12 protein-coding genes are annotated in these 15,306 nt (G+C 74.0%); 4 read left to right on the top strand and 8 right to left on the bottom strand.

Annotated features, from left to right (window positions below; genetic code table 11):
- The first annotated feature begins 43 nt into the window (after window positions 1-43).
- The 3 genes from AB0469_RS26925 (at window position 44) to AB0469_RS26915 (ending at window position 2,474) form a co-directional block, all read left to right on the top strand.
- Window positions 44-865, top strand: coding sequence for a DUF1684 domain-containing protein (locus AB0469_RS26925; protein WP_366454024.1), 822 nt, complete (start codon window positions 44-46; stop codon window positions 863-865).
- A gap of 161 nt (window positions 866-1,026) precedes the next feature.
- Window positions 1,027-1,911: a S1 family peptidase gene (locus AB0469_RS26920; protein WP_366454023.1), complete on the top strand. Its 885-nt coding sequence runs from the start codon at window positions 1,027-1,029 to the stop codon at window positions 1,909-1,911.
- A gap of 83 nt (window positions 1,912-1,994) precedes the next feature.
- Window positions 1,995-2,474 (top strand): hypothetical protein, encoded by a 480-nt coding sequence (locus AB0469_RS26915; protein WP_366454022.1) that lies wholly within the window; start codon window positions 1,995-1,997, stop codon window positions 2,472-2,474.
- A gap of 133 nt (window positions 2,475-2,607) precedes the next feature.
- Here AB0469_RS26915 and AB0469_RS26910 read toward each other — a convergent pair whose 3' ends face one another.
- From AB0469_RS26910 to AB0469_RS26885, 6 genes are all read right to left on the bottom strand, one after another.
- Window positions 2,608-3,507, bottom strand: coding sequence for a DUF4231 domain-containing protein (locus tag AB0469_RS26910; protein ID WP_366454072.1), 900 nt, complete (start codon window positions 3,505-3,507; stop codon window positions 2,608-2,610).
- A 73-nt stretch (window positions 3,508-3,580) separates the two neighbouring features.
- Window positions 3,581-7,564, bottom strand: coding sequence for an FxSxx-COOH system tetratricopeptide repeat protein (gene fxsT, locus AB0469_RS26905; RefSeq protein ID WP_366454021.1), 3,984 nt, complete (start codon window positions 7,562-7,564; stop codon window positions 3,581-3,583).
- The gene (locus AB0469_RS26900; protein WP_366454071.1) at window positions 7,548-8,951 is read right to left on the bottom strand and encodes a TIR-like protein FxsC; all 1,404 of its coding nucleotides are present in this window, start codon (window positions 8,949-8,951) and stop codon (window positions 7,548-7,550) included. The genes fxsT and AB0469_RS26900 overlap by 17 nt, the downstream gene beginning before the upstream one ends.
- Window positions 8,952-8,994: 43 nt before the next feature.
- Window positions 8,995-9,789, bottom strand: coding sequence for an AAC(3) family N-acetyltransferase (locus AB0469_RS26895; RefSeq protein WP_366454020.1), 795 nt, complete (start codon window positions 9,787-9,789; stop codon window positions 8,995-8,997).
- Entirely contained in the window at window positions 9,786-12,044 is a 2,259-nt protein-coding gene (fxsB, locus tag AB0469_RS26890) for a radical SAM/SPASM protein FxsB, inactivated metallohydrolase extension form (RefSeq protein ID WP_366454019.1), read from the bottom strand. Before fxsB ends, AB0469_RS26895 begins: the two co-directional genes overlap by 4 nt.
- Window positions 12,045-12,073: 29 nt before the next feature.
- Window positions 12,074-12,238 carry an FXSXX-COOH protein gene (locus AB0469_RS26885; protein ID WP_366454018.1) on the bottom strand — a complete coding sequence of 55 codons (165 nt, stop codon included), beginning with the start codon at window positions 12,236-12,238 and terminating at the stop codon, window positions 12,074-12,076.
- A gap of 243 nt (window positions 12,239-12,481) precedes the next feature.
- Between AB0469_RS26885 and AB0469_RS26880 the strand changes: the two genes are divergently transcribed.
- A complete protein-coding gene (locus tag AB0469_RS26880) occupies window positions 12,482-13,063 on the top strand; it encodes an NADPH-dependent FMN reductase (protein WP_366454017.1) in 582 nt (193 codons plus the stop codon).
- Here AB0469_RS26880 and AB0469_RS26875 read toward each other — a convergent pair.
- Together AB0469_RS26875 and AB0469_RS26870 are read right to left on the bottom strand one after the other, a co-directional pair.
- The gene (locus tag AB0469_RS26875) at window positions 13,060-13,923 is read right to left on the bottom strand and encodes an alpha/beta hydrolase (protein WP_366454070.1); all 864 of its coding nucleotides are present in this window, start codon (window positions 13,921-13,923) and stop codon (window positions 13,060-13,062) included. The genes AB0469_RS26880 and AB0469_RS26875 overlap by 4 nt on opposite strands.
- Window positions 13,924-14,047: 124 nt before the next feature.
- Window positions 14,048-15,178: a DUF3533 domain-containing protein gene (locus tag AB0469_RS26870; protein WP_366454016.1), complete on the bottom strand. Its 1,131-nt coding sequence runs from the start codon at window positions 15,176-15,178 to the stop codon at window positions 14,048-14,050.
- Between the last annotated feature and the right edge of the window lie 128 nt (window positions 15,179-15,306).

Here is a 15,306-nt window from a genome sequence, read left to right as displayed (position 1 = left end):
CGGGGGGATTCCCGTCCGGGCCCGCGTGGAAGGGTTGTGCGGCATGGATGACGACGAAGCGACCACAGCCTGGCAGCGGTGGCACGAGCAGCGCACGGCCACCGTCTCCGCCCCCTACGGACCCCTCGCGCTGACCGGCACCCACTGGATCTCCCCCAGGGTGCCGGAGGACCTGGAAGGTCGAATTCCGGCCGTTCCGGGCCGCTGGAGCGCCACCGGCGACGGCGTGGTGGTGAGCGCCGTCCCGGAGGACGGCCTCCGGCTCGACGGCGAGCCCCTCGCCGGGGAGGTGTGCCTGGGCGCCGACGAGGGCCCGCCGGCCGGCTCCCGCCTCGCCGCGGGCGGCGTACGCCTGATGGTGATCCGGCGCGAGGGCGAGTGGGCCGTGCGCACCTACGACCCCGGCTCCGCCGCCCGGCGCTCCTTCCGGGGCATCGAGGCCACCCCCTACGACCCCGCCTTCGCCCTGCCGGGCCGGTTCCGTCCGTACGGGGAGGACCGGACCGTCCAGGTCGAGAACGCCGACGGGCGCACCCGCGGCCTCGGTCTGGGCGGCGAGCTGCTCTTCGAGCACGGAGGCGCCCGCCATGCCCTCCAGGTGGCCGTCGACGGGGACGACGGCAGCCTGTGGGCCGTCTTCGCCGACGCCACCAGCGGCGGATCCAGCTACCGGTTCCGCTTCCTGCGGCCGGGCGTCCCGGATCCGGACGGGGGCGTCACCGTCGACCTCAACCGCGCCCTGCTGCCGCCCTGCGCGTTCGCCGACCACTTCATCTGCCCGTTCCCGCCCCCCGGGAACACCCTGCCGTTCGCGGCCGCCGCAGGAGAGCGACGGCTGAAAGGCGCCCTTGCCGCCGCTAACTGACGCCATGACACTCCGGTTCAGCGTCATCCGGCGGACTTGTCAGGGGCACGGCGAAACGTTCGGCCGACGGCCGTGCGTCCGCCGCGCCCTCCCCCCGCCGCTCAAGGGCTCCGGCACCCCCACGACCGCCGGGCCCCAGACCCCCTCCGGGAGGACGTGAAGTGAGGATCAAGAGCACCACCCGCCTGCGGCTGCTCGCCGTGGCCACCGGCCTCGCCGCCGCGGCCGCGATCGCCGCGCCCACCGCCGCCAGCGCCGACCCCGCGGACACCGGCTTCAGCGCCGCCCGGCTCGCCGCCGCCGGCGCCTCCGTCCTGCGGGCCGACGTCGCCGGCACCGCCTGGCACACCGACCCCGCCACCGGCACCCTCGTGGTCACCGCCGACTCCACCGTCACCCAGTCCGACCTGGCCAGAATCCGCCAGGAGGCCGGACCCGACGCCGCCGCGCTGCGCATCGAGCGCACCCCGGGCAAGATCAGGAAGCTGCTCTCCGGCGGTGACGCCATCTACGCCGCCAGCTGGCGCTGCTCGCTCGGCTTCAACGTCCGCAACGGCGCCAACTACTACGTCCTGACGGCCGGCCACTGCACCGACGGCGCGGGCACCTGGTGGACCAGCACCTCCCACACCACCACCATCGGCAGCACCGTCGGCTCAAGCTTCCCCACCAACGATTACGGGCTCATCAAATACGCCAGCAACAGCCCGGTCCCGCCCGGGACCGTCGGCAGCCAGGACATCACCACCGCCGTCGACGCCACCAACGGCATGTCCGTCACCCGGCGCGGCTCCACCACCGGCATCCACAGCGGCACCGTGACCGGCCTCAACGCCACCGTGAACTACGGCAACGGGGACGTGGTCTACGGCATGATCAAGACCAACGTCTGCGCCGAACCCGGCGACAGCGGCGGCCCGCTCTACTCCGGCAGCCGCGCGGTCGGCCTCACCTCCGGCGGCAGCGGCAACTGCTCCTCGGGCGGCACCACCTTCTTCCAGCCCGTCACCGAAGCCCTGAGCGCCTACGGCGTCAGCGTCTACTGACGGCCGGCCCCGGCGCAGGCCCCCTGGACGTCCTCCCGCCTTCTGGGAGGATGTCCAGGGCGTCCACGGGGGAGGAAGCTCGTATGAAGCGGATCGGCGTGACCGGGCACCGGTCGATTCCCGACGCGGGCCTCGCCCATGTCGAGGAGGGCCTGCGGAACGTGCTCGGCGGCCAGCCGGGGCCGCTGGAGGCCCTCTCCAGCCTCGCGGACGGAGCCGACCAGCTCTTCGCCGCCATCGCCCTGGAACACGGCGCCGAGCTCACCGTCGTCATCCCCAGCGGCGACTACGAGGAGACCTTCCGCGACCCGCACGCCCTCGCCGCGTACCGGCGGCTCAAGGACCGCGCCACCCAGGAGGTGGTGATGGCCTTCCCCCGCTCGACCGACGAGGCCTACTACGCCGCCGGCACCTACATCGCCGAGACCTGCGACCGGCTCGTCGCCGTCTGGGACGGCCTCCCGGCCCGCGGGCACGGCGGCACCGGCGAGATCGTCGCCTACGCCCGCGCGCTGGGCAAACCCGTCACCGTCATCTGGCCCGAGGGCGTGGCCCGCGACTGAACCACGCCCCCTCGCCCGCGGCACGTCGCCCGCGGCACGTCGCCCGCGGCACGTCGCCCGCGGCACGTCGCCCGCGGCACGTCGGCCGCGGCACGTCGGCCGCGCCCCGGACCGCGCGGGTCCGGCCCCGCGGTCAACTGCTGTGCCGCGCCAGCCAGTCCGTGTGCTGCGGCGACACGTACCGCTCCGTCTCGTACACCGCCGACGGCCACTGCGACTCCGTGATCGTCGTCTGCATCACGACCATCATCGCCGACAGGTCCTGCTCGATCAGCGTGTGCGCCTCGATCAGCGGATGGTGGCGGCGCACCTCGTTCCAGGCGATCGCCGCCGCGGCGGCCGCGCTCGTCAGCCCCGCCGCCGCCGACGCCCCCGGACCCGAACCGAACGCCCCGAACAGCGCGAACAGCAGCCCCAGGCAGGTCAGCAGCACGATCGTCCACGACCACAGCGCCGTGGCCCTCCGCGAGCCCTCCGCCCGGCGCTGGTACCAGGTGCGCTGCTCGATCAGCCGGTCCCGGACGTAGGTCTCCCTGCGCACCTGGTACTCCAGCCCGCGCAGCCGCTGCATGGCCCCCGTGATCTCCCCTCCCTCCGGCAGCAGGCCCGCCGTCCGCGGATCCCGCCAGCCCATCTTGCGCAGCTCGTCCAGCCCCTTCTCCAGCCGCGCCCGGTACACCCCCTCCGGCCCGGCCACCTCACTGCCGAAGGGCGCCCCGTGCACGGCGTACCGCCACGCCAGCGACTTGATGAACTCGGCCGCGCTCCGGTTGAGCTGCCACTGCGGACGGGCCCGCCGACGCGTCGCCCGCACGCCCACGGCCAGCACCCCCGCGTACGCCAGGGCGCCCAGTGCCGCGAACAGGTGCAGCCCGCCCGGCGCGGGCCCCGACGGGAGGGCCGCCGCCCCCGCCGCGACGACCAGCAGCACCAGCTGCGCCCGCGTGGCCTGCGTGGACTCCCGCTGCCGGGAGACCGCCGCCTGATCGGTGTGGTGGAAGAGGGCCGGCAGGTCCTCGTTGCGAAAGGTCATGCTGTCGGTCACGGCGCCCCCTGCGCTCGTTCCCGGGCGGCGGGACCGCGAAGCCCCGCCGCCCTCCGTCGGATCACACCGCGAGCGGCTCCAGGTCCCGGTGGACCCGCCGCTCGTCCCGGGCGTACCGGGTCAGACCGTGGTCCTCCCCGAGCAGCCGCGCCAGCTCGGACACCGCCTCCGCCCGCACCCTCGCCGCCTCCTCCTTGCGGCCCGTCATGTCCAGGCTCACCGCCATGTTCGACGAGCTCGCCAGGGTCTCCGGGTGGTGCGCCCCGAGCGCCTCGCGCAGCCGCACCACCGCCTCCCGCTCCAGCTCCAGGGCACCCTCCGGATCGCCCAGGTCCGCCCGGGCGTTGGCCAGGTTCAGGTGCGCGAAGACGGTGTGCGGGTGGTTGTCGCCCAGCACCTCCCGCATGCTGCGGATCGTCTGCCGCAGCAGCGGCTCCGCCGTCTCCGCCGAGCCCGTGCCCCAGTGGAACACCGCCAGGTTGTTGAGCGCGGCCAGGGTGTACGGGTGCCTCTCGCCCGGCACCTTCATGTACTCGTCCACCACCTCCTGCGCCAGGTCCCGCGCCGCGCCCGGATCACCGGTCGCGAACAGGTCCGAGGCCAGGTTCAGCTCGCAGGCCAGCAGGTCGGGGTTGACGGAGGTGTACTTGGCCCGGTACCGGTTGCGGGTCGCCGTCGTCAGCCGCAGCGCGTCCTCCAGCTCCCCGGCCCGGCGCAGCGACACCGCCAGGTTCTTCGCCGCCGACAGCGTGCCCGGGAAGGCCCGGCCCAGCGTCCGCTTGTAGATGTCGTACGCCCGGCTCAGCAGCTGCACCGAGTCGTCGTACCGGCCCACCTCGCGCAGGTCCCGGGCCAGGTTCTGCGCCGAGGACAGCGTGTACGGGTGGTCCGGGCCCAGCACCTCCGTGCGCCGGTCGAAGACCTCCTGGTCGATCTCCCTGGCCCGCGCGTACTGCCCGACCATGCGCAGGTTCAGCGCCAGGTTGTTCGCCGCCGCCAGGGTGCGCGGGTGCGCCTCGTGGAAGATCTGCCCGAAGCCCTCGTGCGCCGCCGTCGCCAGCTCCATCGCCTCGCCGTACCGGCCGAGCGCGCCCAGGTCCATCGCCAGGCCGCTGGTGGTCATGTACGTGTGCGGGTGCGAGGGGCCCAGCGCCGCCCGCTGCCGCTCCAGCGTGACCTCGTCCAGCTCCTTCGCCTCCACGAACCGGCCCTGCGAGCGCAGGATGTTCGACAGGTGGAAGCGCAGGTACAGGTACTGGAGGTCGTCGCTGCCGAGCATCTCCCGCCACGCCTCGCGCAGCTCCTCGCCGAGGGTGTACGCGGCCTTGAAGTCACCGCGCTTCCACAGGTAGCGGACCCGGTCGATCAGCAGCCGGCGGGTCTCCGGCTCCTTGCAGAACCGTGCCTCGGACGGGATGAGGTGCGGCCAGATCGTGTTGAACCTCGGCCACGTCGCCGGGTTGTCTATCGGCTCGTCGTCGTCCGGGCGGGCCCCCGCCAGGATCCGGTGCACCGCGTGCCGGGCCTCGCGCTGCTCCTCCTCCGACAGCTGCGCCCGGATCACGGCCTGCACCAGCCGGTGCACCTGGATGCTGTTGCTGACCTGGTCGACCTTGGCCATCGCGAACCGGCCGATCTCCCGGATCACCCGGCCCAGCACCAGCTTCTCCTGGAGCGAGGCGTCGTACGGCTTGAGCGCGTCGATCATCTCCTTGCTGTAGAGGAGGTTCGCCGAGATCGGCTCGGGCGCGAAGAAGGCGCACAGCTGGAGCAGCCGCACGGCGGCGGGGGAGCGGGACTGGAGCCGCTCGATCGACACGTTCCAGGTCGCGGCCACCGGCTGCGGGTACCCGGCCGGCTGGTTCAGGCCCAGCACCCGCGCGGTCTGCTCGGCGAGCTGCTCCAGGTACGCGGACACGGGCGTCGCCGTCTCCGCGATCCAGGCCCCGGCCTGCTCGACCGCCAGCGGCAGGTCGCCCACCGCGACGGCCACCTGCTCGGCGTCGTCCTTGGTGAGCCCCGGCGCACGGCGCTGGAGGTGCTCGACGGACTCCTCGCGCAGGAACACGTCCACCGGCAGCGCGTCCCCGTACTGGGACCAGGACTGGTTGCGGGAGGTCACCAGCACGTGCCCCGGGCCGCCCGGGGGGAAGAACCGCTTGAGCGTCTCGGGATCGTCGGCGTTGTCGAAGACCAGCAGCCAGCGCGCGGACGGCACCCCCCGGCGCAGCAGGTCGATCGCCTCCTGGGAGGCGGCCGCCATGTCCTCGCCGGTCTGCGCGCCCAGCCGTACGGCGAGCTCCGCGAGGGCCGCGACCACGTCGTCGGTCTGCTCCGAGGAGATCCACCACACCAGGTCGTAGTCGGCCATGAACCGGTGCACGTACTCCAGCGCCACCTGCGTCTTGCCGACGCCGCCCAGCCCGTACAGGGTCTGCGGCTGCGGCAGGACCACGGCCATGCCGCCGCCCAGCTGGTCGCGCATCCGCTCCAGGACGATGCTGCGGCCGGTGAAGCCCGGGTTGCGGGGCGGCGCGTTCCAGATCTTCGGGACCGTCCCCGGGAAGCGGGGGCCGGGCTGGGAGGCGCCGGCGACGGTGTCCGCGAGGGCCATCGGCCGCTCCACCGCGCGCAGCAGGGCGGCGGTCGCGTGCACCTCGTCGAGCCGGAACAGGTCCACCGGGTTGCGGTCGATGTAGGGCGTGGCCAGGCGCACGTCGCCCACCCGCAGCGGTATCAGGTGGCGCCTGCCCCCGGTGGGATCCTCGGCGGCGGCCCGGTTCCACACCTCCACGGCCCGGGCCGACTTGAGGTAGGCGCTGGAGAGGAGCACCACCGTCCGGGCGGCGGTGTCCACGCTGATGCCCGTCCCGCCGCCCAGGGTGTCGCCGCCGCCCTCGGGGGCGGGCGGGCGCTCCGCGGAGACGTCCTTGGGCACGACCCGGAAGCCGGCCCGGGTGAGCACCGACTCGATCCAGTCGGCCCACATCCGGTTCTCGGCGACGTAGGAGAGGAAGAGGTCGGCGGGCAGGGCCGGGCGGCGCCGGGTGAAGGCGTCCCGGATCCGCAGCCGCACCTCTTCGGCGATCACCGGCATGGAGGTGACCTCGCCCGCGGTCACCACCGTCGTCAGCCGCTCGAAGGCGGAGAGCAGCGAGTTGGTGAGCCCGGCCTCGTCGCCGAAGGTGGCCAGGGTCTCCTCGTAGGCGTAGTAGGGGCGGTACGGGATCTCCACCGCGCCCCAGTAGGCGGTCAGCTCGTCGCCGACGAGTGCGCCGGGGAACCGGTCGAACTTGATCCGGGCCAGCGCCCGGCCCGCGTCGGCCTTCTCCTTCTCGCCCTCGTCGATGCGCATCGGCACCGGGTAGATCGTGATGCCGCGGTCGCCGAACCGCTCGTCGATCTGCCGGGCGACGGAGGCGGCGCCGTCGATGGACTGGTCGGACAGGGTGAAGCAGTCGACCAGGACGTCGGGCAGGTGGACGGTGCAGATGTCGGCGATGTCGGAGAGGCCGGTGCGGCTGTCGATCAGGACGTAGTCGTAGTTCTGCTTCATGTCCGCCCGCAGGGCGTCGAAGAAGAGCCCGCCGCCGAGCCGGTCGTAGAAGTTGTCCCAGTCGAAGGTGGACACGGTCGCCGAGTACTCGCGGTTCTGCCGGCCCGCCGAGACGAAGTCGAGGGTGCCCCCGTCGGGGAAGTCCCAGCCCAGGGTCTCGGGGCTGAGCGAGACGGCGTGCGGCTGTATCCGCGCGTAGTCCTTGTGCCAGTCGGCGGCGCGCTGCACCGGGCTGGTGGCGGCCCAGGCGTACTCGCTGATCAGGTCGATGACCCCGGTGGTGGCCCCGAGCGTGGAGGGGTCCAGGAAGGGGTGGAAGAACCGGTGCAGGCCCGGGGCCTCCAGGTCCCAGTCCACGGCGAGGACCCGCTTGCCGTTGGAGGCGAGGATCCAGGCGGTGTTGGCCAGCGCCATCGTGCGGCCGGTCCCGCCCTTGTACGAGTAGAAGGTGACGATGCGTCCGTCTCGGCTGTCACGACTGGCTGTCATCCGCGTCCCCCCGGTCGGTGTCGGTGCTGTCGTCGGCTGCGTCGCTTCGGTCCCGCCCGAGCCGGTGCGCGGCGGGCGGGAAGGGGGCCGGTGGCGGGTCGCCCATCCCCATCGGCCCGACCAGGCGCCGGCGTTCGGTGGGGGTGTGCCCGGCCGGCGGGTACGCCTGGGCGTGTCTGAGGAACTGCTGGGCGGCGGCCTCGACCACCTGGGGGAGGATCTGCCCGAGGGTCTCCAGGCTGGCCACGCCGTTGGCGGCGGCCCGGCAGGCGGCCCGGCCCTGGCCCATCTTGACCGGAAGGGTCTCCTCCAGCCGGCGCGCCAGCTCGTCCTCCCTGGCCCGGCTCTGGTGGTCGTACCGGTTCCACGGCACCACCACGTTGATCCACGGGCGGTGCTCCTGGTCGAAGGCGGCCAGGCGCTGGCGGCGGTGCTCGTCCTCCACCGCCCAGCGGTCGACGATGAGGATCTCCGGCCGGGTCGGGGGCTGCTTGCTGTCGAAGTGGCCGGCCTCGTCGTCGAAGGAGGACAGCGTGGTCTGGTAGTTGAGGTTCTTGACCAGCTCCTCGGCCACGAACGCGACGGGCCGCTGGGAGGTCGGGTGGTACGGGTTCCACTCCAGGGCGCTCTCCCCGTAGTACTCGGGGCTGCGGCCCTCCGGCAGTTCGTGCCGGGAGGCGGCGGCCACGGTGACGTGGAGGGTGCGGGCGGAGGTGCCGCCGGGGCGGGCGCCGGCCGGGCCGAAGGCGCTGGGCACCACCCGGTAGTCCAGCGGGCGGACCGGCTTCAGGCGCACGTTCTCGGCCACCCCGACGATGCGGCGGGCGAGTTCGTACACGGCGTGCTCGTACTGCTCGGCGTAGCCGCGCAGTTTGATCAGGCCGTACAGCCCGTCGGTGACGTAGCGCTCGCCGAAGGTGCTGTGGTTGAACTGCAACCGCTCGGCCGGAAGCGGCAGTTGGGAGGGGGGCACCGGTACCCACAGGGCGGGGACGATGGCCTCGGTCTTCTCGTTGCTGGCGGCGCCCACCTGGATGGCGCGCTGGGCGAAGGCGAACCACTCCTTCCCGCACATCTGGCTGGCGAAGTAGCGCGGCGAGAACAGGGGGACGAAGACCCGGCAGGTGGCGAGGGCCGCCCCGAGCCGTTCCGACCAGCCCTCGCCGTTGCGTATCTCGCGGTCCATGAAGCCGACCTCGGAGCCGGCGGGCAGGCTGGTGAGAGCCATGATGTGGTTGCAGAGATCACGGAAGAGCCGCTCCACCCACATGTCCGGGTCGGGTCCTCCGGGCCCGAACCTCGGCGTATGCGCATAACTGAGAAAAAAGTACGGCTGCACTGATGCGGGCACACGACCCCCGTCCCGAAGATGCGAGCGAAGGAACATCATTCCGGAGCTCTTCCGCCACATCCCCTCCTCGTTCAGTCAATCAGCATCTGTTTTCGGTCATCCAGGCCTGGGCGTGATCGACGGCGTCCGCGATCGAGAACAGAACGGCGGGTGCCCCGCCCACCTTCCCCCTGCGCAGGAGCGAATCCGGGAACGCCCGGCCGATCTCCGCGAAATCATTGTCGTCCAGGGCGACGTCCTCGTACCTGGTCCACTCCCCCTCGTCCCCGTGCCCCCGCCGCCCGCCCGGAAGGTTCACCTTCACCACACAGTCGTACATGCGCAAGGGGGGCTTCGGAATTCGGTACTCCGCGAGGTGGAAAGCGGTACACGCCGAAAATCCCACATTGATCATGAGTACCTGCCCTCCCTCCCAGCACAGTTTTCCCAGGGGGGAATCCTCGCCCAGGTGGCATTCCAGCCGGTGTTCCGAGCAGATCCGCCGCGCGTCCGCCCCGAGCGCGGCGAAGGAGGTCTGCGGATGGGCGCTGCGGGCCGCGCCCGGCGCGGTGCGGACCGCCTCGGCGAAGGCGCCGACGCCCTGGCTCGGGGTGCGCTCCGGGTCGAAGGCGGGCATCCGGGCGCGGAAGGCCGCCACCGCGTCCTCGTCGAGGCCGGCGATCCGGGCCAGGTGGGCGGAGGAGGTGAGGGAGTTCTCCGCGGTGAAGGCCGGGACCACCAGGGTGCCCTGCGGCCCCAGCACCCCGGTGAGGGCCTCGCGCAGCGTCCCGGGGTGCAGGCCGGTGCCGCCGAGCGCGGCGTGCACCAGCAGCCGCCGGCGCGGGCGCACGCCGAGCAGCCGCAGCTGGACCGCCAGGGCGAGGCGGCCGCTCACGCGTCCACCGCCTTCAGCTCCCAGCGCAGCTCCTCCACCAGCCGCTTGCCGGTCACCGTCAGCTCGGCCGCCTGCGAGAGCCGGTCCAGGGCCCGGTGGAGCCGGTCCGCGCCGCCCGGTTCCTGCGTGGTCGTGGCCCGCCGGTACGCCTCCACCGCGACCCGCTCGTGCACGTCGGCCAGCAGCCGCGACACCGGCACCGGCCGGGTCCGCCAGGGTGAGGGGTGCTGCCAGGCGCCGTCCAGCGCGTACAGGTCGGCCACCTCGGCCAGCGCCCGCAGCCGGGCCCGCCGCCGCCCGGTCAGCAGGGCCAGCGCGGTCTCCCGCACCCCGGCCGCGTAGGGCACCCCGAGGGCGCCCGGCCCGTGCCGCCCGGCCTCGCCCCAGCCCTGGGCCCGCGGGCCGCCGGCCAGCGGGGTCAGGGTGCTCAGCCCGGCGGCGGCCGCCCGCGCGAACTCGGGGACGGTGCGGTGCAGCAGGGCCCAGGCCGCGTCGAGGCGGCGCCGCCACGCGTCGGCCTCCCCGGCGCCGAGCCGCAGCCGGGGCGGGCGGGCGAAGCAGTTGCGGTACGGGTCCAGGTCCTCCAGGGCCACCGGGGGCTGCCCCGGCCCGGGCCGCCAGGTCCGTACGGGCAGCCAGCGCGCGTCGCCCGCCGCCGGGCCGAAGCGGTGCTCGGTGCGGCCCGCCCGGACGACCGCGTACTCCTCGCCGGTGGCGTGCAGGACGGCGCGGCCCTCCGTACCCGGCTCCCCGAGCCGCAGCAGGCCCAGGGTCGGCAGGTACACCTCGCCGTCCCGGTAGGTCACTTCGGCCGCCGCATCCAGCCCGCCGCGCAGCACGGCCGCCGCCGCCAGCGCGGCCAGCCTGCGGGCGGCGGCCGGGGCGTCCGGGCGCCCCTCGCGGGCCGCGTCGAGAGCCTCCAGCACCCAGGTCCGGGTGAACGGGTGGTCCAGTACGGCGTCCAGTGCGTCCGGGCCGGCCCCCTCGGCCCGGGTCAGCACCTCCCAGGCCCGCGCCCACTCCGGATCGGCGGCGAGCTCGCCGTTCAGCCGGGCCAGCAGGGCGCGGGTCAGCTCCTCCTGGGAGCGGGCGAGTTCGGCGGGGTCGGCCAGCTGCGGGGCGGCCTCCCGGGCGGCCGTCCGCCCCTCGACGCCCTCCACCAGTTCCCGCAGGTCGGAGCAGTAGACGGAGGGGTTGTCGAAGCCCGGGCCGCCCGGCCCGTCCTCCCGGTAGCGGTGGGTGTAGAGCCCACCGCCGCACGAACGTACGACAGGGCACCGGCGGCACGTCGCGCTGACGCCCGCCAGCCCCAGCTGCCGGGCCCGCACCCCGGGGTGGGCCGCCACCCGGTCGAAGGCGTGGTCGAAGACGTTGAACCCGGTGGCGGCCGCCCCCTCGTAGGCGCTCTTGAGGGAGTCGACCTGCTCCAGCGTCCCGTCGGTCTCGACGACGACCAGGTCGGTCGGGGCCAGCCCCAGGGACTCCGTCAGGCTGGGTCCGCCGCGCAGCGTGGACAGCAGGGACTCGAAGAGCCGCACGGGCACCGGCCGCCCCAGCCGCTCCCAGTGGTCGAAGACCCGCAGCAGCCAGCGGGCGTACGCGTCGGGCGCGCCTGCGGGCCGCTGCGGCGGGGTCTGCCAGGTGGCGTGGGGGAGCAGGAAGTCCACCCGCGGCGGCTCCAGGGCGACCAGGGCGTCCAGGACGGCGACCGGGTCGTTGGAGACGTCCACGGTGCACAACAGGCCCTGGTACAGGTGGCGGTAGGGCTCCGAGCGGAGCAGGTCGACGGCCCGCAGGACCAGCGGGTGGCTGGAGCGGCCGTCCGCGAAGCGCCGGTGGCGGTCGTTCGCCGCGCGGTCCCCGTCGAGGGAGACGCCGACCCGGACGCCGTACTCGGCGAAGAGGTCCAGGTAACGGGGCCCGAGCTGGAGCCCGTTGGTGTGGACGCGCAGGTCGAGCTCGGCCGTCCCGGCGAGTGCACGGGTGAACTCCTCGCACACCAGGCGGAGTCGGTCCGGGCCCGCCAGCAGGGGTTCCCCTCCGTGGAGGATCACCGTGACGGAGGGGAGTGCATGGTCACGGGCATGTTCGGCGAGCCGCGACGCGGTCTGGGAAATGACCTCGGGGGAGATCGTCTTCGGCCGGGCTCGCCAGCTCTGATCAGCGTGTTCGTAGACGTAGCAATGATCACAAGCGAGATCGCATCTGCTGTGAACTTTCAGGACGATCTCGCGAAATGCGATCAGGCCGGTCATTCCACCAGTCTAGAGCGCTTGCTCCATTGTCAGAGCGCAGAGTTGAAGATCGGTGCCTGCGCGTGACGGCCGGATTCCGACGGCAGTACCCGGCCGAGGGCCGCGGCGACCGGCGCGCTGTGAATGTCGATCTTGTCGAGGGGGACCCGGCGGTCCTTGACCGCACTGGTCGGCGGGGTTGCGGAAGTGTTCATGGCACCGTCCTCGGGGAGGCCAGATGAAACGGGGAAGAATGACGCCGGCGCGCCGCCGGCATCTGGCTGGGACTTTACTCGCCTGCACCCCATTGGCAACCGAGACATGACGCCTGGTCAAGCGTTCTATAGAAAGAGTGGGGGAATACTCGAGGTGCCGAACGCGGCCGTTCGCCGCCCGGAAGGACCCCGTTCCCCGGGGGCGGCCGGCGGGTGTCCAGGGTCCGTCGGTAGCGTGGACGGATGCCCACGTCAGACGCACTCCCCGTGATCCTGCTCCTCTCCGGAAGCCTGCGCGCCGGCTCCGTCAACGAGGCCGTGCTGCGCACCGCCGAGGCCGTCGCCGCCGCGTCCGCGGCCGCTGGGTCCCCCGCGCCGGTGGCCGCCGTCCGCTACGAAGGCCTCGCGGGGCTCCCGCACTTCAACCCCGACGAGGACACCGACCCGCTGCCGGCCCCGGTGGCCGCGCTGCGGGAGGCGATCGCCGGGGCGGCGGCGCTGCTGGTCTGCGCGCCGGAGTACGCGGGCACCCTGCCGGGCTCGTTCAAGAACCTGCTGGACTGGACGGTGGGCGGCACCGAGATCTCCGACAAGCCCGTGGCCTGGGTGAACGCGGCCGCCCCGGGCCGCGGCGGGGGCGCCGAGGCCATGCTGCGGACGGTGCTCGGCTACACGGGCGCCGCCGTCGTCGACGCCGCCTGCGTACGGATCCCGGTGGACCGGGGGACGGTGGGAGCCGACGGGACGATCGCCGACCCCGCCGTCCGCGAACGCCTCGCCGGGGTCCTCGCCCTGCTCGCCGGTGCGGCGGGAGGGGCGGCCTAGGCGGGCTGCTGCTCGCCCAGGGGAGGGTCGGGGAGCTCGCGCAGCAGCCAGGTGAGGACGTCGGGCAGCGCGCGCAGGGCCGCGAAGTGCGCGGCGTCCGGGTCGATGGTGGTGGTGGCGCCCGGGATGCGCCGGCCCAGCCAGCGCGCGTGGCCCACGGGGGAGAACACGTCGAGCTCCCCGTGCCAGATCAGCACGGGGCAGCGGATGTCGGCGGGGTCGAACCCCCAGGGGCTGCTGGCGGCGAGCATGTCGTCGATCCATCCGAAAGCCGAAGTGCGGACCCCTTCGCGGTAGTTGCGCAGGAGCATCGACCGCAGGCCCGCGTCCGAGACGATCATCCGGTCGCTGGCGGTCAGCTCCCGGCGCAGCTCGTCCAGCAGCCGCCCGGGGTCCCGGGCGATGCCGCTGGCGCGCGGGATCAGCCGGGCCGTGAGCTCCTCGGGGTCGTCGGCGGCGGTGGTGTACTCCCGCACGTTCGAGGCGGCCATCCCCGCGAACCAGTCCAGGTCCTCCGCGTCCCGGGGTGCGAGAGGCACCAGGGCCGCCGTCCGCGTCACCCGTTCCGGCAGCAGCGCGGCGCAGGCCAGGGCCCCGGGGCCGCCGCCGGAGCGGCCGGCCACGGCGAAGGTGTCCACGCCGAGGGCGTCCGCGACCGTCGCCACGTCCTGGGCCACGTCGGCCACGGTGCGCCCCGGATGCCGGTCGGAGCCGCCGTAGCCGGGCCGGTCGTAGGCGATGAGCCGTACCCGCCGCTGGTAGAGGACCATGCCCCGCGGGGCCGGGCCGAGCCTGCTGCCGGGCATGCCGTGGAGCAGGAAGACCGGCTTGCCCTCCGGGTCGCCCCGGTGTTCCGCCATCAGGACGCGTCCGTCAGCGGTGCGCACCTCTTCGCGCACGCGCTCCCTCCCTCACGTCAGGCGCGAGCAGTCAGGGTGATTGTGCTCCCGGGGCGGGCGATGCGATAGGGCGCGAAGGGGGCCTTCAGGAGCCGGAAGGGGCGGGCGCGGCGCCGGGCGTCCCGTCGGGCTCGTCGGGCAGGCCGCTGCCCACCGCCGCCCCCGGCCTGCCGTGGCGGGCGGCCCCGCAGACGAGCGTGACCGCGGCGCCGGCCACCGCCCAGGCGGCCAGGACGAGCATCGGGCCGGCCGCGCCGTTGCCCCGGAAGTACGTGAGGGAGCGGGCGGCGTACGTACCCGCGCCCGGCGGCAGGGCCGGGCCGATCGCCCGCCAGAACGGCGGCAGCAGCGGGTACGGGTAGGCGCCGCCGGCGCTCGGGTTGCCGAGCACCACGACCAGCAGGATGGCCAGGCCGATGCCGACCACGCCCGCCAGCCCCTGGAGGGCCAGCGTGAGCGCGCCGACCGCGAAGACCACCAGGGTGCCGAGCCCCCACAGGGCCGTGACCGGGCCCGGCAGCGCGCCCAGCACCGGGCCCGCGACGACCGCGCCGAGCAGTCCGGCGGCGATCGCGTACAGGAGCAGCGCGCCGAGCCGGATCACGGCGCGGGCGGAGTTCGCGGGCCGGGCGCCGGCGCTGATGGCGAGGATCGCGGCGCACAGGTAGCCGCCCACGCACCAGCCGACGACCAGGTAGAAGGAGCTCAGGCCGCGGCTGTCGCCCCGGCCGGCGGGGGCCACGTCGACGACGACGACCCCGCGGCCCCGGGACTTCTCGGCCAGGCCCACGATCTGCTCCAGGGCCTGGGAGAGGGAGGCCCCGGCGCCGCTCGCGACCAGCAGCCGGTCGTTCGGGCGCGCCGGGTCGACGATCAGCGCGCCGTCCACGTCCCGGTTCCCGACCTGCGCGAGCGCCGTCGCCCCGTCCGCGACCGGCCGCGGGTCGAGCGGCTTTCCGGGCAGGGCGCCGAGCCGCTGCGCGACCTGTGCGGCGACCGGCTCCGCGGGGGCGGCCACCGCGAAGGGGATCTCGCTGGGCTTCGGGTGGTGGAAGGCCCCGATGTACGAGGTGATGAAGGCCAGCTGGAGGGCCAGCACTCCCAGGACCAGCACGGCGGCCCGGACGGTCACGGCGTCCTTGACCTCGGCGAGGAATCCGCCGGACGGCCCCGGAGCGGTGTCGGTGGGCCCGGTGGGCCGGGTGGGCTGGGTCATGCCCCCACGCTCGGCGCGCCGGGGGCCGGACGCAGCAGGGGCGGACCGAATGGATGATCGAACAAGTGTTTCGCACGGATATTCGAATTGCTCTATGGTGGACGAAGGGGGGAGGCAAGAAGGTCGAG

It is taken from the genome of Streptomyces sp. NPDC093801 (assembly GCF_040701585.1).
GTDB lineage: Bacteria > Actinomycetota > Actinomycetes > Streptomycetales > Streptomycetaceae > Streptomyces.
Note: the sequence above shows the minus strand (reverse complement) of the source record. Positions and strands in the feature narration are given on the sequence as shown.